We start from the raw sequence: 16,910 nt of genomic DNA, 5'->3' as shown, positions 1-16,910 counted from the left end.
CTTGCGTCCCGCTTCCGTCATAAATTTTGCAAACTGCCTTACTGTTGCAAGGGTAATATCATCTATCTCGTCTTGCTCAAGGTGTTCTTTACAAAAACGTAAAAAGAGATTGAGGCCAACACGATACCCGCGAATTGTCTTAGGGGTATACTTTCTGACCTCAATCTCTATAAGATACTCTTTTACCAATGCGTCCAGCTTCATATTACTTCCTCCTTTTGTGGTAAATTGCACATCACAATAGAAGGAAGTGTGTACGTCACAATTCAAATCAGAAATAACACAACTCATTTCAGAACACTAAAAATAAGTTGTAAAAATCATTCGATATCCGTTGAGACGCACGATATTCAGCTCAAAAAGTTCGCTCAGTCCTGCTCCCAGTTGTGGTACACGTTCTGGACGTCGTCGTTGTCCTCCAGCATATCGATGAGCTTCTCCATGTTCTTGATGTCAGCCTCATCGGTCAGCTTTACATAATTCTGAGGAACCATCTGAACGGCAGCCTCCAGGAAGGTGTAGCCCTTGCCCTCCAGAGCGGAGACCACATCGTTAAAGCTGTCGGGATCCGTGTAGATTTCAAACACGTCATCATCCGCACGCATGTCCTCTGCCCCGGCCTCCAGAGCATCCATCATGACGGTATCCTCATCCAAATCCTCGGAATCCATCACAATAACGCCCTTCTTGTCAAAGGACCAGGACACGCAGCCAGTGGCGCCCAAACCCTTGCCGTACTTATCCAGCAGGTGGCGGACCTCAGGAGCGGTGCGGTTGCGGTTGTCGGTCAGAGCCTCTACAATTACAGCGACGCCGTTGGGACCGTAGCCCTCGTACACCACGCTCTCAAAGTTATCACTGTTGCCGGCACCCATAGCCTTGTCGATGGTGCGCTTAATGTTATCGTTGGGCATGTTGGCAGCCTTGGCCTTGGCAATCACGGCGGCCAGGCGGGAGTTATTGGCCGGGTCACCACTGCCGCCGGTCTTGACCGCCACGATCATTTCGCGGGCGATTTTGGTAAAAATCTGAGACCGCTTGGCGTCGGCAGCACCCTTTGTTTTTTGTATGTTGTGCCATTTGGAATGTCCGGACATAAAATCGTTCCCTTCTCTTTTTGGCTTCAAATTCGCCAAAAAATTATATCACTATTTTCATTCTGTTGCAAGTCCAGGTAGCTATAATTTTATAAAAAGTCTTATTCTGGCTTGCTCCGATCCTTGTTGGGGACCATAATGCGCAGATGAGAGCCCTCTCCGCACTTCCCTTTTTCGTCGTTTACTACGATGTCAAACCACAGTTTTCTCCGCTCAATGGAGCGCAGCGTTGCAGTGGCTGTGACCTTCATGCCAACGGGGGTTGGAGCCAGATGGCGGATGTGGGCTTCGGCACCGACGGTCGTCATGCCTTCGTCCAGGTAGGCTTTGGCCAGCTCCAGAGCTGCCGCCTCCATCAAAGCCAGCATGTTGGGGGTGGACAGAATGCGCGCACCGGCATTGCCAATCCGCTTGGCCGTCATTTCATCGGTAACTTCCCAAGTCAGAGAATATTCCTTAGGCTTTTCCATTGTAATCCCTCTCACCTCTTCTGTTTTGGATAGCAGGACCAATATCAGCGGAATACACGACCGGAGGCATGAAATACCTCACGCCGGTGGAAGGTGACAAAGTCGGGCGTAAATTCCGGATATGCCTGACAGAAGGTACTCCGCAGCAGTTCGGGATTCAGACCCGGATTCTGCGCTGCCACAACAATATCTAGTGTCATGGTATCACTCTGACACTCCAGGTTCCAGTTTCGAATCAGAGGAATCAAATCCACTTCAGTATAACCCAGCTTGGCCTTGTTGGACTTCTTCTGGACCACCAGGCTTTCCCGGTGCAGTAATTCCTGCATGGCCGGCTCTGTCTCCTGGGGACGTCCCTCTGGGTACTCAAAGTTCATGATGTAGTTGACAAGCGCAAGCTCTTTCAGCTTTTCTTCCCCCTGGTAGCACTGCTGGATGATAATGCCTTCCGGCATGGCCGCGTTGAGCCGGGCTGGTACCTCCTCACGGGGCGTATCTCCCATCAGACCAAACTCCAGAATTTCACATTGACTGGAATAGCCCACAGACAGAGGCAGTGCGATGGAGACAAAGGGGTGGGGATGAAAGCCTTCGGTGTGCTTAATCTGAATATGTGCCCGGGCAAAGGCCCGCTGAAAGGTGCGCATAAGATCCAGATGGGAGATGTACTTTGCACGTCCGGTCTTGGAAAAGAGCAGTCGGTCAGCCATTGCATACACCTCCACAGAGCAGACGATTGGCGCCGCACCCAGAGCAGCGGGTCCGGCAGTCCGGGGTGGTCTGGGACTGATAGCACAGCTCCCGCTCGTGCCAGAGGAACGCGGGATTTACCGTGGTGTCAATGCGGCACCAGGGGAACACCTCGTCTCTCGGACGCTCACGGTGGGCGTAGAAGTCGCCATTCAAACCACAGGCCTTCAGCGCGTCCATCCAACGCTGATAATCAAAATATTCGCTCCAGGAGTCCATTTTGGCTCCGTGGGCCCAGGCCCACTCCAGGACATCAGCCAGACGGCGATCTCCACGGGAGAAAATGGCCTCCAGATAACTGGTTTCCGGGTCGTGCCAATTGTAGGTGATGGACTTGTCCCGTTTCAGAGCGTCACGGAGCAGGTTGACCCGCCGCTGATACTCCTCCACCGGGATTTGTGCGTCCCATTGGAAGGCGGTGTGAGGCTTAGGGACAAACCAGGAGGTGGATACGGTGATACGGACGCCCCGGGCCTTGTTTGGCGTACATTCCCGCCAGGCGAAGTAGACCTTGCGGGCCAGATCTGCAATGCCTAATACATCCTCATCCGTCTCAGTGGGCAGGCCCAGCATGAAATACAGCTTGACTCCGCTCCAACCGCCGGAAAAGGCGGTGCGGCAGGACTGCAGCAAATCCTCCTCCCGGAGATTTTTGTTGATGGCGTCCCGGAGACGCTGGGTACCGGCTTCGGGAGCGAAGGTAAGTCCACCCTTCCGTACCCGCTGGAGCCGCTCCATCAGGTTCATGGAGAAGGTGTCCGCACGCAGAGACGGCAAAGAAAGCCCAATATCCCTGGGCGCGCAATAATCCAGCAGGTTGTCGCACAGCTCCAGCAGACAGGGGTAATCGGTGGAGGACAGAGATGAAAGCGTCATCTCCTGATAGCCGGAGTCCTCGCAGGCCGCTTTTCCGTATTGAGCCAGCAGTTCCGGGTTCCGGTTGCGGACAGGACGGTACACGTAGCCGGCCTGACAGAACCGACAGCCCCGGATGCAGCCCCGGAACAGCTCCAGCATCACGCGGTCATGAACGATTTCAGTGGACGGAATGATGGTCTTAACCGGGAAATAGGACTTGTCCATGTTTTCCACGATGCGCTTGCGCACCGTGGCATGAGCTCCGCTGCCTGGCTTAATCTCCATGGCCTCAAGGGTACCGTCCTCCCGGTACACCGGCTCATAGAAGGAGGGAACATAGATTCCCTCGATTTTCGCTGCCTCCTGGAGGAACTCCTCCTTGGTCCAGCACTCTTCTTTGGCCAGCTGGTAGAGGCGGATGTACTCCAGTGTGACCTCCTCCCCTTCTCCCAGGACAAACATGTCAATAAAGGGGGCCAGAGGCTCCGGATTGTAGCAGCAGGTTCCCCCAGCAATGACCAGCGGGGTCAGATCCGGGCGATCCGCAGAGCGTAGGGGCAGCCCGGCCAGATCCAACATGTTCAGCACATTGGTGTAGGCCATCTCATACCCTAAAGAGAATCCGATGATGTCAAAATCGGAAATGGGATCACTGCTCTCCAGGCCGTAGAGAAGGAGTCCCTCCCGGCGCATCTCCTCTTCCATGTCGCCCCAGGGCGCATAGCAGCGCTCACACCAGATGTCCGGGCACTCATTCATGACACCGTACAAAATACGGCAGCCCAGGTTTGACATGCCGATTTCGTAGGTGTCTGGAAAACACAGCGCAAAGCGGGTCTTAACCGCTTGCTTTGATTTTACCACGGCATTATATTCTCCGCCCGTGTATCGAGCGGGCTTTTGTACTTTGGGCAGGATATGCTCCAATGTGCGGTTCATGTCGTTCCTCCCGTTTTGGGTCTTATACAGTAAACTCTATTTTAACCGTTTCACATTGGCATGACAAGCCCTATTTTTCTCCTTTCTGATGGGAAAATTCCAAAATGAAAAGCCATAGGCCAATACTGAGAAGTGTTATCGTTCCACCATCACCAAACAGCAGGATTCCGCCGGCTAGAATCAGCGCGGAGCACCCCCTGCTGAGCCACTCCCCTGCCCATTCTGCTGCATCCGGCCCGGCTACCAGACAGAGGGCGCAATGCAGCGCACGCCCTCCATCTAGGCAGCGAACCGGGAGCAAATTAAAGCAGCCAAGTACCAAATTCAAGCCGGAAAACAATAATCCGGGTTCCCATCCGCAAAAAAGACGGGCCAGCAGCAGATTGACCGCCGGACCGGCCAATGCCGCTGTCCCCTCCTGCCAATAGTTCATGGGATGTGCCATTACCATTTCTGCGCCGACTACTGTGAGACGAATTTGCTTTACAGTCCCTCCCATTACAATAATTGCTGCATAGTGTCCTAACTCATGGAGCATGCAGGCGGCCAAAGCCAACGGCAGTATCATCTGGCGATCCAGATAGTTCAGCCAGGCCATCAGAAAAAAGAAACCGCCGGTCGCTTCTACATTCCCCAGTTTCATTGGTCGCTCAAATATTCAATATAATAAATTGGATTCAGGTGCATCTTATTGAATTTTAGTTCCAGATGGAGGTGCGGGCCGGTAGACATTCCGGTGGAGCCGATTTCCGCGATTTTATCGCCTATGGAAACCGTCTGTCCCTTGGTCACACAGACAGTGCTGCAGTGGGCATAGAAAGATTTGACGCCATTTCCATGGTCCAACTGCAGGTACAGACCATAGGAATCGTCTTTTCCCACATACTCTACTGTTCCGGATGCAAAGGCCTGAATGGGGTCACCCATCTGTCCGCTGATGTCTACTCCTCCATGAAATTGGTAGGCACCGTTGATAGGATGATCCCGATATCCATAGCCGGAATTGATATAACCAAGCACAGGTGTCATAGTTTCCAGAGAGCCCAGCGAGAGTTGATCCATGGTATAATTGTTCGGAAGCGGATCGCCGCTATAATCCGATTTTAAAATCAATGTGCCTGCGGCGGGGACAGCCGCAGGCTCGGGGTCTGAGACTGGCTCCTCAGCCTGGGGAGCCGTCTCAGCAGAAGTCTCTTCAGCAGTGGTCATGGGGAGCTTCCATGCGTTTTGCGAGAGTAAGTGGTCCGTAATGGCCTGCTCATCCGGGTTTTCACTCAGAAAGCTACTTTCATTCCAGAGGAAACTGGCCAGTTCAGGCACAGCCTGAGCCGATTCCGAGTCCGGAACCGTACTCTCCTCGACCCCAAATACCTCGATGCAGAAATCCTCCAGCTGGCCCAAAATCCCGGTATCGGATTCCGTGTCACCAAGAGAAGAAAATGCCGCACGAAAATCCGTATTGGAAGTAATCAAAGTCAACAGGTCGTCTCGAATCTGGAGCAATTTGCTCGGGAATATGCCTTTGCCGAGAAATACGGCCAGAAACAGTACCAAACAAATGAAAAGCTGAACTAGGCGAAGATTTTCCTGACTTGCTTTCTTGTTTTCGTTGGTGCGAGACCCGGCATAGCGAGGACTGGTCTTTTTCTTGTAAGTGCGGGCGGTTTCGTTGGACATAGAAATTCTCCTCCCCTGCCGAATGTTGGCGTGTGACTGATTCAATCTATTCATTGGACAAATGGAATATACCTCTTGACAGAAGGGGAAGAAGAAAATATAATAATAAAGCTGAGCTGTTGTTTGTTGGAGTACACTGTATTCTTACACGAGTAAACAGCAGATAACCGGGTGTAGCGCAGTTGGTAGCGCGCATGGTTCGGGTCCATGAGGCCGTGGGTTCAAATCCCGCCACTCGGACCATGCGGAGTGTCCTTATAGGATCTGAGTATCCTACAAAGGACACTCCGCATTTTTTATTGTCAAAATTGAGGCAGCTCCGTTTTCATCGAACAGCAGCCGATCCCGGATGCACAGGAGCTTTACCTTGTGCCGGGTGAGCAGGTCAATGTAGCTTTGGGTCATACCCCACTCCCGGCCTATCCGGGTCAGGCTATGGACTATCACCACATCCACCCTTCCAGCAACAACGGCCTCGGTCATTTTCTGGAGCGCCGGGCGGTCTAATGTGAGCCCGCTGCCGTATTCGTCCGCAGCGCCGATGATGGTATATCCCGCCTGCTTTGCGTAGAGCTGGAGCAGAAACCGCTGGTGTTCCAAGGCGAAAGAATCGTCATGGGCGACACGGCAATAGAGAAATGCTCTCATATCCCACACCACCTTTACACCGCCGGGGCGTAGCTTAATGCTACGCCTTTTCTCGTTTCCAGCAGAATATCCCGCTCGGGGATTTTCCGGCGATCCGGCACCTCAAAGGCACCGATGCAGTTGTAGTGGATCGTCACCCGCTGATTGGTAATGCCGTCCTCCTTGACCGCAGGATAGACCTCGATGTACTGAATGAGCTCGGCAACCATGCGCTTCGTAATAATGGTAGCGTCGGTGTATCGGCGTACCGTTTCCAAGAAGGTGTCCACATCCATCCGCTTATCTTCCAGCTTTTTCAGTTCCAGACGAAGCGCCTTGATTTTCTTGGCGTTTTCGCCCTGCTCCTGCTCATACCGCTTGGACATTTTGGCAAACCGGGCATCGTCGATCTTACCGGACACATTGTCCTCATAGAGCCGTTCAAAGAGCATATCCAGCTCCCCGTCCCGAGCCAGCAGCCCGTCCAGCTCCCGCTTCTTGCGTACCCGTTCATTTTCCGCTACCTTGGCGGAGCGGCCCACCATCGCCTTGATGAAGTCGTTTTCGTATTCGTTAGCGAAGCAGGCCAGCCGATGGATCTCGTAGAGCACGACCTGCTCCAAGAAGTCCAGCCGGATATAGTGGGTAGACGAGCACTTGCGGAGCCCGGAATTGTGGTTCTGGCAGCTAAAGAATTTAATATCGTGGTTGCCCTGGTTAAAATGGAAATTCAGATTGCCGCCGCACTCCGGGCATTTCAGATAGCCGGAAAAGACGCTGGGCTCTTGGGTAACGGTGGGGCGCTTGCGCCGTGTCCCGGCTTTTAACGCCTGCACCTTTTCCCAAGTTGGCCGGTCAATGATAGGCTCATGGACATTGAGGAAGATCGCCCGGTTTTCCTCCGGGTTCTCAATCCGGCGCTTCATCTTATAGGATTTGGAATAGCTTTTGAAGTTGATGACATCACCGCAGTATTCCTGCGTGGTCAAAATCTTCTTGATTGTGGTGTGCCCCCATTTTGTGGGCTCCACGGTGCTTTTGGAGCCGCCCCTGCTTGTACCTCTGCTGCGCCAGTAATAGGTCGGGTTGACAATCCCATCCGCACCGAGGGCGGCGGCAGTTTCAGCCAGCCCGTACCCGTCCAGCGCCATGCGGTAGATACGGCGTACCACCTCGGCGGCTTCTGGGTCAATCACCCAAAACCGGGGATCGTCCGGGTTCTTGATGTAACCATAGGGCGGCGGCGAAAGCGGAATCCCAGCGTTGCCTTTCATCTTGTTGACGATGTGGCGCTTCTTAGAAATATCCTTGGCGTAGTATTCATTCATAATGTTTTTGAACGGGGTGAAATCATCTTCACCTTCGTCGCTATCCACGCCATCGGACACAGCCACCAGCCGCACATCATGGAGCGGGAAAAATTCCTCGGTGAGCTTGCCCACCTCAATGTAGTTGCGGCCCAACCGGGAGAGGTCTTTCACGAACACCGCCGAGATGTACCCGGCCTCGATTGCGGCGATCATCTTCTGAAAGCCGGGGCGCTTCATGGTAGTGCCGGTGATCCCGTCATCCACGAAAAAGATCGTGTCCGTGTAGCCCTTGTCCTTGGCGGCCTTTTGAAGTATTTTCTTTTGGTTCTGGATGCTGTTGGACTCGCTGTCCATATTATCATCACGGCTCAGTCGGCAGTAGAGAGCGGCTGTGCCGGTAGAGATTTTCTTGCTTGACTGTTTCAAAATATCCTCCTTCCTGCAATCAAGCAAGAGGTTCTTATCTATGTATATTATACCTCTGCCGACTGCCCGTGTTAAGGATGTCGATGGAACAGTTAGGCTGGCTCCAGATCGGCCAGCATCAGCTTCAACAGGATGTCACGCATGGACTCGCCTTTGGCCTTGTAGACAGGAGTGACGATGAATTGGATTTTACCGACTTGATAAGTGTATTCCTCCTTGATGGGTACGGGATCTTCCATGTGGGCCTCCTTCCAGAGCGATACGAAACAATGACCGACAGTCCCCCTTGTCCCGTGGGGAAACGCAAGAGGGCGGCACCTTCGGCGGTGCCGCCCTCTTGCCTTGCTCCACTTTGGGAAAAGTTGTCCCAAGGTCAGTAGGGGCTGTTCTCAAAATGCTGCTGGGCCTCCTCCAGCCCACGGATGTCAAAGACCTCGTAGAGTTCTGCCACCACACGCCGGATGTCCTTGGGAGAAAACCCGCAGTTTTCCATAGCGTAGATGACATAGCCACGGCAGGCGTTGTTGCTCCACGGCTGGGCAAGCAGGGCCGCCAGTTCGGGATCATACTTCATGTTGGTTTCCTCCTTGATAAAAAGTTTCGGGAGCGCCACGCTCATTTCCTTGGCCCGTCATAAGACAGCAATACTCAGCATGACGCTCCCGAGGGGGCGGCGGCCCTGAGGGGCAAGCGGCCAGCTTGTCCGGCTGCGGATCGTGGCCGTGGGGTGGCTTGTCCCACTTGCGGCGCTGGTGTTGTTCGCTCATTCTCCTGCCGGAGAAGTCACAGCGCACCCGCCACCCGGCTCCCCGCTCTATGGCTCGGGGCCGCCGCTATTCAGTTGTTGATCGGATGTAACTCCTCTCATATACCAAGGACAAAAAATGGCTCTGTGGCAGGGTCAATCAAAGAACTTTTTTCAAATATTTTCTCATAGCAGCCAAACCGCTTCGAACTGACTCCTGCACAGAAGTTTTGCTCACGCCTTCGGCCATAGCCACCTCCCGATAGCTCTTGCCGAGGATCACACAGGCGTCCACCCGGCGGCCCTGCGTTTCGGGCAAGGAATTGAGCGCAGCACACAAATGGCAGAACAGCTCCATGCGTTCCAGCAGCTCTTGCGGGGTGGGTTCAGAAACGCAGGCAGAGTATTCGATACCGTCCTCGCAGTCAAGGGAATACTGCGCCTTGTTGCGGACGATCCGCCGCTGATAGGCGGCCTCGTACAGCCTGCTTGCCCGGAGCTCGTCAGCCACTTCCTCGGAAACCTCTATGTATTCGTCGTGGGTGTACCACGGGTAAAAGTCTTTCAGATTGATGGTCGTCATTTGTAATTCCTCCGTTCAGAAAGTTGGGGAGTGAATGGCGATCTGAACGGAGGGCGGCGGAGATCGGCAGCCTGGGCCACCTTCGCCCACTTCAGGACAACTTGTCCCAAAGTGGATAAAACAAACTGCGCCTGCGTGACACAATGACACGCAGGCGCATAAAATTATATATCCGTTTATGTGATGCCATATTTCACATCTACTGCTAGGTTTCTCCCATTGAGCAGACAGACTTTTTTTGACAAGGCAGCTCCCGTCGCTTTATGTCGAAAAAATTTGTTGCACACGGCGGCATCCTCCTGTTGCCGCCGTGCCAGATTGCAAGGTGTAGGGTCGTCGTTAGCCTTTGGACAAAAAGAAGCGGCGGCCTTGATTTCTCAAAACCGCTGCTAGATATGCAGAGTAAGCGCACGAAACCAACCTGCCCGGCAACGGCTTTTTTTCTTTCCCCGTCGGGCGGGGCAGGCTATGATTACATATTAGATAAAAAGAAACCGATAGCTTCAAGGAAAAACCTTGTGTGCTATCGGCTCTGCGTCTGTGCGTCTGGCTCTTTGATAACTGTAATATTGAGTTGTTTTACATTGATTAGTGACTCATGCTTGCACTTAGGACAAAATAATGGAAAATTCAGAAGTTCCGTATCTTCTCTGATTTTTACTCTTGTCTTACAACTGCAAAAGGGACACAAAATCCATTCTTCCATAATCATTGTTTTCTGAACACTCAAAATTCTTTGCCCTTATGGATTTTTACAGAAACAAAATAAGATACAAAGAAAACTATAATTGCAATAAAGGTTGAAACGGCTTCAACAAGAGGATGTCGCATATTCATACCGTCTGTCCATTGGGCTAAGCACGCTGCGGTCAGCAGCTGCATTCCGATTGCACCGAAAGTTGATAAGATCAGGATCAGTTCATTTTTTTCTGTCCCAAATTTCAGAACGAGCGGGTACATCACTGCAATAGAGAAGAAGGATAATGTCAGTCCAACCTCGAAGCCACGGAGCAGGGTGGGCAGTGTCATCATATGCCCACTAACGCACGAGAGTAAGACCGTTACAGCCCCCATGAATATGCCCAACACAAGCAAAATCACAACGGAAACATACTTTGCCAAAACAAGATTGCCTCGGCTGACAGGCAATGTTATTTCATATTTGCTCCATTTGGACATTTCATCTGCCCGAAGTGATGTCCCGATATTAACAACAAACAAAAAAACTTGTATCGCTATTATGTATGGGGTGGCCGCAGGGCTCTTCATGAGCAATGCTGAAACAGCTAAAAAAGCAGATAAAACAAAAGCAAGTAAAATGTTACTCTCCATAGAATAGAGATTATTTCTAATCAGTCCTCTCATGCGGCTTCTCCTTTCACATAAAGAAGCATGATTTCATCAATGGATGCTGGAACAATCATTGCCTTTGGATATTTTTTCTGCATTTGATTGCGGTCAGCTACCAAGACTTGCCACTCATAGTCCATCTTGCGGTACACAATAATCTCGGATTTATCCAGCGCCTCAAATTGTGCCGAGCCGCATTTGATAATTCCATACTGCTCTGTTAGTTCATCTTTCGGTTTAGAAAAGACCACCCTACCCTCGTGAATGAACACGATGTAATCCGCTATCTTTTCGAGATCGCTGGTGATGTGTGAGGAAACCAAAATGGAATGGCTTTCGTCTTGAACAAAATCCAAAAGCATATCTAAAATGTCATCCCGTACAACGGGATCAAGGCCGCTGGTGGCTTCATCCAAAATGAGCAGTTTGGAATTATGGGACAATGCAACAGCGATTGCCAATTTCATTTTCATCCCTTTTGAGAATTGCTTGATTGGTTTACCAGCAGGCAAAGAGAACTTTTTTAGAAGTGCCATGAAAGTGCGATCGTCCCAAGACTGGTAAATATCTCTCATGACACGGCCTATCTTCTTTGGGGATAAAATTTCAGAAAAATTGTTGCCATCAAATACAACGCCTATTTGCTCTTTCACTTCGTTATCCAGTTCTTCTTTTCCCAAAACGGAAACAGAGCCTGCTTCTTTTTGAACAAGCCCCAAAGCGGCACTAATTGTCGTACTTTTCCCTGCGCCATTTTCACCAATCAATCCGACAATGGAGCCGCTGGGCACAGAAAAGGAAACATCATTCAGGACAAAATCTTTATATGTTTTCGTCAGACCTGAAATGGTCAAAGCATCCTTCATTCTTTATCATCCTCCTGGTACATCAGTGTGAGCAAGCCAGTCAGCTTATCAAGAGATATGCCGCTTGTGCGGGCAATCTCGATTGCTTCTGCAAATTTTTCTTCGATCTTCTTCTGCTGTTCTTCAAGATAGAAATCTTGATTTTGTGCGGACACATAGCAGCCTTTTCCAGCAGTTGTTTCAATGAAACCATCTTCTTGAAGGATCGCATATGCCTTTTGCACGGTAAGAATACTGATATGCAATGATTTTGCCAGCGAACGCACAGACGGAATTGCTTCTCCCGCCGTTAGTTCGCCGCTCATAATAGCTGCTTTGATCTGCGAAGAAATTTGCTCATACAGAGGCCGGCTTGCTTTATTGCTTACGAATATTTCCAAGTTCGCACCTCCGTTCCCGCCTTAACTGTATTGCTATAACAAGTACAGTATAATACGCAGCAAAACAGATGTCAAGAGTTCCAAATATTTAACACACTAAGAGGTGGCCTTATTTAGCATGAAATAAAAAAGAACATTACATCAAATTCCATTACATTCTCATAACCTAACCTGAAATATAAAATGATATAGGGTGATATGAAAATGAACCAAGATGAAAGAAGGTTTGACTTTCATGGGCTCGGACTGGCTCTGAAACAAGCCAGAGAGGAAAAGGGCTGGACACAAGCCTATGTTGCGGAATTGGTAGACCGTGACCCCCGCACCATTATGAACATTGAGAACAAAGGCCAGCACCCCAGCTTCAACCTGTTTTTCAAGCTCGTCACTCTGTTCGACATTTCCGTAGATCAGTTTTTCTATACAGAAGGTCAGCGTGGAGAGGACAGTTGCAGAAAGCATATTGATGTGCTTTTAAGCTCGATGAATGAGAAAGAGCTTGTTGTGATAGAAGCCACAGCCGAAGGGCTCAAGAAAGCCAGAGAAACGGAGGTTCAGGAGTAAGAACCTCCGTTTTTTGCGCTGTTTTAGGGGCAGCGCACTAACGGCAAGCAGGGCAAGTGTGGCCACACTTGCTATTTTTGCAACCCGAGAGGGCAGCAAAAACGCTTGTTGGGGAGCCTCCCCAAACCCGGCACTTCGGGACAAAATGTCCCAAAGTAAATTGTCTGCGTCACCGTCGCTACCGCTCCTGTTCCTTATTCTTGCTCCCGTCCGTCACGCCCAGCAGATAGTCAATGTTGGTCTTGACCGCCACGGCCTGCCGCATTTCCTGTTGGGCGGCCCGGTACTTGGCGTACAGGGCCTTTTTCTCCGCCGCCAGCTTGCGGCGCTTTTCTTTTAATTGGGCCATCTTGGGCAGTTTGGCCCCGTCCAGCAGATCGTTCAAAGCGGCCTTGGCTGCCCGGTAGTCAGCCAGCTCCGCCTCGTGCTGGGCCAGAAATCTCTTGTTATACTTGGCCGCCTTATACTCGTCGAACACGGGCCGGGTCTTGGCGTATTGTACCACGGCCCCCATAAGCTCGGAAGTATAGGCAAGGTCAGCCTCGGTCTGCCGGAGCTGCTCCGTCAGCGCATGGAAACTGGCGGACGCAGCCTCGGCCTCGGTGGTGAGCTGGCTATATTCGCTGATCTGATGCTCCTGCATAAATTGCAGCGCAGCGGCCATCTGTTTGAGGTTATACACCTTGGCCCACCGCTCATAGGCCGGGCCCTTCACGGAGCGCAGCCGCTCCTGTATATCCACGATCAGATCGACACGCCTGGGCGCAGCGGGGGCCGGAGCATTCAGCGTCGGCATGGGGCGCTTGCCCGCAATTACATCCCGGATCTCCCCGGGATCAAAGCCTTCCCCGAGGGTGGACGAGCGGAGCCGGGTGGCCCGCTGCTGCCCTGGCACAAGGAACGAGATCACACCGCCACGCCCCCGCTTGACCGCATAGCCGGACTCCTCCATGAGCCGTAAAAAGGCGTCAAAGCTATCCGGGCCTTTGGCAAGGGCATCGCAGATGGCCGCCCGCAGCCGTTCCTTGTAGGAGCGCTGGCGCCCCGTCCCCAGCCATGCTCCGTAATGGAGAAAACAGCCCTTGCTATGGAGCTTGGGGCTGGTAATCACGGACAGGTCATTTTCCAGACACACCCGGTCAGAGAGCCGCCGCACCGCCAGGGCCGAGCCGATGAAATCCCGGAACTTGTGGGAGCAATCCAGCGAAGTGGAGTTGTAGTAGATGTGGTTATGAATGTGCTGGCGGTCTGTGTGGGTGGCGACGAAAAAGGCATACTCGCCCTTTGTCCAGCGCATCGCCGTTTCATAGCCCACCCGGTTTGCCTCCTCCGGGGTGATCTCTCCCGGCTTGAATGACTGCCGGATCTGATAGCACAGCACATCGGCATCCCGCCGCTGTTCCCGGCCCGTGGTGACCTTGTATTTGGCCTTGGAGAGCAGGAACTCAGCATCGGCGGTCATGTAGTCGCACTCATAGGAGGAAATCAATTCGCCGCCCTGTGTCTTGTCCGGGTTCTGCCCATAGTCAAATCGCTCTTTCAAGGATTGGGCGACGGTTTCCCCCTTGCTGATCTTGTGCTTTTTGAAATAGGTTGTGGCCGTAGGCAGCCCTCCTTTCGATACGACAAACGGCGGCTGTTGCCAGCCGCCGCTCGGACTTTGGGACAAGTTGTCCCGAAGTATCAGCCTGTGATGAAATCCTGCAAGGAGTATTTCAGCGAGTAGAGCCTGTCCATGAGCCAATCAGCGATGGCCGGGATGCCAAAGGGCGAAACGAGGAACGCCAGTACAAGGAACACCACGCCGCCCAGCGTCTGGCCGCCGATGAACAGGACAAGGGCCAGCAGGGTAAGCACCACGCAGCCTATATGACACAGGGCCGAAGCCACGCAATACAGGAACGACACGATGGCAACGAGCAGGGTCAGCGCCACCACAAAGGGGGCGGCAAGGATTTTGAGAACGATCATATCAGCTACCTCCCGTAAAATCTGCTGGGTTTGTGCTTCTATGATAATTGTACCTCTGAAAAAATCAGGGTACAAGGATGTCAAAGATTGATTATTCAAATAATCCAACCTATAATTTTATGGGGGTGATAAAATGGAAAATTGTTTAACCTACATTGTTCCAGACGCAGTTGAAGAATATAAAAGCTATCATAGAACAATATGCTTTAACTTAAATAGGATGATTTGGGATGTTTCCTTTCTGAAAAAAGCTGCTGAAATGCAGCAGAATTGTGAGGCGTATAGAAATGGGTTTGTTATCGCACAACTTTACAAAAACGAGTTTGAACTATTAACTTTGCGACTGCACCGAACCTTATATGACGATGGAAATGACACAATTACTTTGCCAAAATTAAAATCCAAATTATTAAAAAACTATCTATTCCCCGAATACAGACAAGAGCTATGTCAACGCTTAAAATCCACTTCATGGGATAACCCTGATGTTGTTGCTGCACGCAGAAGGGCGGACGCAGTTGTTCCCATTTTTAGAACAACCTTTATTGCACATTCTCTTAAAAAGGATGTGGACGAGTTGTCCTTTTGCTTTGAAGAGGCAGAAAAAGTAATTATGGCTGCTTGTGATTTGTTTTCCAAATTAAATTTTGGCGCAGAGGAATTCTATTCTGCCGATGAAAAAGCCAACTTAAATCATCAAAAAGAGCAGATTGCCTGTGAGGAAATTATTGAAGAATTCTTTTTATATCAATATCTAAGCTCCTATCCAATCAGGGAAATAGACTGTACTTTTGCAAATGATGAAAAGCAAGATGCGCTTCAATCTGCGATTAACCAAATAAATTCAAAGTTAGAGCATGAGTTCATACGGTTCAAATAATTTAAGGGGGCATATCTGCCCCCCTTAAATCTCCACCACCGCCGACAGTTTTTTCAGAAGATCGGACAGCGGCCCCCAAAGGTCAGCGTAGTCCCGTTGCAGGGCCTTGATCTCGTCGGGGTAAATGCCGCCGTAGGTGTTCACATGGATCGCCACTTGGTTGAGGTTGTTGGCGCACCGCCGCTGGAGGGACACCAGCTCCCGGATGTCCGAGAGGTCAACATGGAGCACATAGCCATTCAAGGCCATTTTCCGCACATAGGCCCCCATGTTGGAAATGCCCGCCTCGGCCATGCGTTCCCCGATCAGAGCCTGCTCCTCCGGCGTCACCATGACATGAAGATGGACACAGCGGCGGCGTTTCTTTGTCACCGCTCCTCACGCTCCCGGCTCCTGTGCTTGTTGGGGGGCTCCTTCACCTTGTCCAGCCCCTTTTCCGTGGGCTGGGGCGGCAGGGCCGGGCCGTTGTTCAGCAGCCCGTCGATCATATTGTAACTCTGCTCGGTGGACAGCTCCACGGTTTTCAGCGGGTTATCCTGTTCGTGCATAGTACCTCCTATCTCTCGTCACGGCGGGGAGCAAACTTCTTGGGGGCGGTCTGGCCCCGGTGCTCTTCCGCCTGTTTTTGGGCGGTTTTCATCTGCTGGGCAATCGGCTGCTTGTCCTCCTTGTGGGCCTTGGCCGCCGCTTGGCGCTCCACTCCATGAGCACGGGCGGCAAGCTGCTCCGGGGTGACATACTCTTTCGCCACATAGCTGCCGAAGTCGGGGTAAAACCATGTCAGCCGCCTTTGCTCCGGGACATGGTGGGCATCCTCCCATTTGCCCACCACCTGAGCCTGGGCATCCATCTGCCGCCGGATGTCCAGATTTTCACGGGCGGGCCGCAGCTCATAGTCCCGCATTTCCCGATCCGTCAAAGGCTGGGCATAGATAATCGCCCCCCATGCTTGAAACGCCTCGCCGGGCACCTGCTGGCGGGTAAAGTAAACATCCATGTGGATCGGGCGGTTGAAGTAGCTCTTGGGGTAGGTGCCGATGTCGATGGGCCGTTGGGTGGAGTAGTATTTGTAGGTTTCCTTGTCCGGGGCCTGCTCCACCTCCTGCACATGATAGCGCCGCTGATAGTCCTCGGCCCGGTTGTGCAGGTCACGCTCGGCCATACCCGGCTCGTTGTGGTAGTGGCCCCAAAAGTAGTCCCGGTGTCCGTCCTGCTCGTTGAATTGCCATGTCACATAGGGGTTCGGGGCCTTGGGGTTTTCCCCCAGCACAAAGCCGCATTTGTTGTCAAACAGGATGGTGCGGCGGATCACATAATCCGCATTGATCTCCACGGGCATCCTCCTTTCCAAAATGTTAGCACTATTTCCGCAAAACCGGGGCGGACGGGAAAAGGTATTGCCCCCTCCCAAACCGGC

Annotated in this window: 23 protein-coding genes and 1 tRNA gene; 3 read left to right on the top strand and 21 right to left on the bottom strand. The window is 51.9% G+C overall.

What is annotated here, in order from left to right:
- The 7 genes from AC3YUO_RS12565 to AC3YUO_RS12535 form a co-directional block, all read right to left on the bottom strand.
- Positions 1–204, bottom strand: a 204-nt coding sequence (locus tag AC3YUO_RS12565; RefSeq protein ID WP_489963371.1) for a site-specific integrase, incomplete at its 3' end; no start/stop codon positions are given.
- A 164-nt stretch (positions 205–368) separates the two neighbouring features.
- Positions 369–1,097, bottom strand: coding sequence for a YebC/PmpR family DNA-binding transcriptional regulator (locus AC3YUO_RS12560; RefSeq protein ID WP_489963370.1), 729 nt, complete (start codon positions 1,095–1,097; stop codon positions 369–371).
- 101 nt (positions 1,098–1,198) lie between these two features.
- On the bottom strand, positions 1,199–1,567 hold the full coding sequence (locus AC3YUO_RS12555) for a thioesterase family protein (RefSeq protein WP_489963369.1): 369 nt from the start codon (positions 1,565–1,567) through the stop codon (positions 1,199–1,201).
- Positions 1,568–1,611: 44 nt separating this feature from the next.
- Positions 1,612–2,277: a TIGR03936 family radical SAM-associated protein gene (locus AC3YUO_RS12550; RefSeq protein WP_489963368.1), complete on the bottom strand. Its 666-nt coding sequence runs from the start codon at positions 2,275–2,277 to the stop codon at positions 1,612–1,614.
- Complete coding sequence (locus AC3YUO_RS12545) at positions 2,270–4,114, bottom strand: TIGR03960 family B12-binding radical SAM protein (protein ID WP_489963367.1); 1,845 nt, start codon at positions 4,112–4,114, stop codon at positions 2,270–2,272. Before AC3YUO_RS12545 ends, AC3YUO_RS12550 begins: the two co-directional genes overlap by 8 nt.
- Before the next feature lie 70 nt (positions 4,115–4,184).
- On the bottom strand, positions 4,185–4,757 hold the full coding sequence (locus AC3YUO_RS12540; protein WP_489963366.1) for a zinc metalloprotease: 573 nt from the start codon (positions 4,755–4,757) through the stop codon (positions 4,185–4,187).
- Positions 4,754–5,791, bottom strand: a complete 1,038-nt coding sequence (locus AC3YUO_RS12535; protein ID WP_489963365.1) for a M23 family metallopeptidase — start codon at positions 5,789–5,791, stop codon at positions 4,754–4,756. The genes AC3YUO_RS12540 and AC3YUO_RS12535 overlap by 4 nt, the downstream gene beginning before the upstream one ends.
- Before the next feature lie 167 nt (positions 5,792–5,958).
- On the opposite strand from AC3YUO_RS12535, the gene AC3YUO_RS12530 reads away from it, so the two are divergent.
- Positions 5,959–6,034 (top strand) — tRNA-Pro (locus AC3YUO_RS12530).
- A gap of 30 nt (positions 6,035–6,064) precedes the next feature.
- Here the strand turns inward: AC3YUO_RS12530 and AC3YUO_RS12525 are convergent.
- The 9 genes from AC3YUO_RS12525 to AC3YUO_RS12485 form a co-directional block, all read right to left on the bottom strand.
- The gene (locus AC3YUO_RS12525) at positions 6,065–6,439 is read right to left on the bottom strand and encodes a recombinase family protein (protein WP_489963364.1); all 375 of its coding nucleotides are present in this window, start codon (positions 6,437–6,439) and stop codon (positions 6,065–6,067) included.
- A 14-nt stretch (positions 6,440–6,453) separates the two neighbouring features.
- Entirely contained in the window at positions 6,454–8,154 is a 1,701-nt protein-coding gene (locus AC3YUO_RS12520; RefSeq protein ID WP_489963363.1) for a recombinase family protein, read from the bottom strand.
- A gap of 92 nt (positions 8,155–8,246) precedes the next feature.
- Positions 8,247–8,393 (bottom strand): hypothetical protein, encoded by a 147-nt coding sequence (locus AC3YUO_RS12515; RefSeq protein WP_489963362.1) that lies wholly within the window; start codon positions 8,391–8,393, stop codon positions 8,247–8,249.
- 134 nt (positions 8,394–8,527) lie between these two features.
- On the bottom strand, positions 8,528–8,728 hold the full coding sequence (locus tag AC3YUO_RS12510; RefSeq protein WP_087180847.1) for a hypothetical protein: 201 nt from the start codon (positions 8,726–8,728) through the stop codon (positions 8,528–8,530).
- A 331-nt stretch (positions 8,729–9,059) separates the two neighbouring features.
- A complete protein-coding gene (locus tag AC3YUO_RS12505) occupies positions 9,060–9,482 on the bottom strand; it encodes an RNA polymerase sigma factor (protein WP_489963361.1) in 423 nt (140 codons plus the stop codon).
- A 523-nt stretch (positions 9,483–10,005) separates the two neighbouring features.
- Positions 10,006–10,194 carry a cysteine-rich KTR domain-containing protein gene (locus AC3YUO_RS12500; protein WP_489963373.1) on the bottom strand — a complete coding sequence of 63 codons (189 nt, stop codon included), beginning with the start codon at positions 10,192–10,194 and terminating at the stop codon, positions 10,006–10,008.
- 14 nt (positions 10,195–10,208) lie between these two features.
- Positions 10,209–10,847, bottom strand: coding sequence for an ABC-2 transporter permease (locus AC3YUO_RS12495; protein ID WP_489963360.1), 639 nt, complete (start codon positions 10,845–10,847; stop codon positions 10,209–10,211).
- Positions 10,844–11,698 carry an ABC transporter ATP-binding protein gene (locus tag AC3YUO_RS12490; RefSeq protein ID WP_489963359.1) on the bottom strand — a complete coding sequence of 285 codons (855 nt, stop codon included), beginning with the start codon at positions 11,696–11,698 and terminating at the stop codon, positions 10,844–10,846. Before AC3YUO_RS12490 ends, AC3YUO_RS12495 begins: the two co-directional genes overlap by 4 nt.
- A complete protein-coding gene (locus AC3YUO_RS12485) occupies positions 11,695–12,078 on the bottom strand; it encodes a GntR family transcriptional regulator (RefSeq protein WP_489963358.1) in 384 nt (127 codons plus the stop codon). Before AC3YUO_RS12485 ends, AC3YUO_RS12490 begins: the two co-directional genes overlap by 4 nt.
- A 198-nt stretch (positions 12,079–12,276) precedes the next feature.
- Between AC3YUO_RS12485 and AC3YUO_RS12480 the strand changes: the two genes are divergently transcribed.
- Positions 12,277–12,642, top strand: a complete 366-nt coding sequence (locus tag AC3YUO_RS12480) for a helix-turn-helix domain-containing protein (protein ID WP_489963357.1) — start codon at positions 12,277–12,279, stop codon at positions 12,640–12,642.
- A gap of 178 nt (positions 12,643–12,820) precedes the next feature.
- Here the strand turns inward: AC3YUO_RS12480 and AC3YUO_RS12475 are convergent, their stop codons facing one another.
- Entirely contained in the window at positions 12,821–14,185 is a 1,365-nt protein-coding gene (locus AC3YUO_RS12475; RefSeq protein ID WP_489963356.1) for a relaxase/mobilization nuclease domain-containing protein, read from the bottom strand.
- Positions 14,186–14,325: 140 nt separating this feature from the next.
- Complete coding sequence (locus AC3YUO_RS12470) at positions 14,326–14,613, bottom strand: CD1845 family protein (protein ID WP_195560861.1); 288 nt, start codon at positions 14,611–14,613, stop codon at positions 14,326–14,328.
- 133 nt (positions 14,614–14,746) lie between these two features.
- Here AC3YUO_RS12470 and AC3YUO_RS12465 point away from each other — a divergent pair, with 133 nt between their 5' ends.
- Positions 14,747–15,493: a hypothetical protein gene (locus tag AC3YUO_RS12465; RefSeq protein WP_489963355.1), complete on the top strand. Its 747-nt coding sequence runs from the start codon at positions 14,747–14,749 to the stop codon at positions 15,491–15,493.
- 24 nt (positions 15,494–15,517) lie between these two features.
- Here AC3YUO_RS12465 and AC3YUO_RS12460 read toward each other — a convergent pair whose 3' ends face one another.
- Genes AC3YUO_RS12460 through AC3YUO_RS12450 form a run of 3 tightly spaced genes read right to left on the bottom strand, consistent with a single transcriptional unit; the run spans position 15,518 to position 16,826 of the window.
- Positions 15,518–15,865, bottom strand: coding sequence for a plasmid mobilization protein (locus AC3YUO_RS12460; protein ID WP_489963354.1), 348 nt, complete (start codon positions 15,863–15,865; stop codon positions 15,518–15,520).
- On the bottom strand, positions 15,862–16,041 hold the full coding sequence (locus AC3YUO_RS12455) for a DUF4316 domain-containing protein (RefSeq protein ID WP_489963353.1): 180 nt from the start codon (positions 16,039–16,041) through the stop codon (positions 15,862–15,864). Before AC3YUO_RS12455 ends, AC3YUO_RS12460 begins: the two co-directional genes overlap by 4 nt.
- An 8-nt stretch (positions 16,042–16,049) precedes the next feature.
- Entirely contained in the window at positions 16,050–16,826 is a 777-nt protein-coding gene (locus AC3YUO_RS12450) for a defense against restriction DarA-related protein (protein ID WP_489963352.1), read from the bottom strand.
- Positions 16,827–16,910: the final 84 nt, after the last annotated feature.

The organism is Pseudoflavonifractor sp. HNCC25GI2 (genome assembly GCF_058136395.1).
Note: the sequence above shows the minus strand (reverse complement) of the source record. Positions and strands in the feature narration are given on the sequence as shown.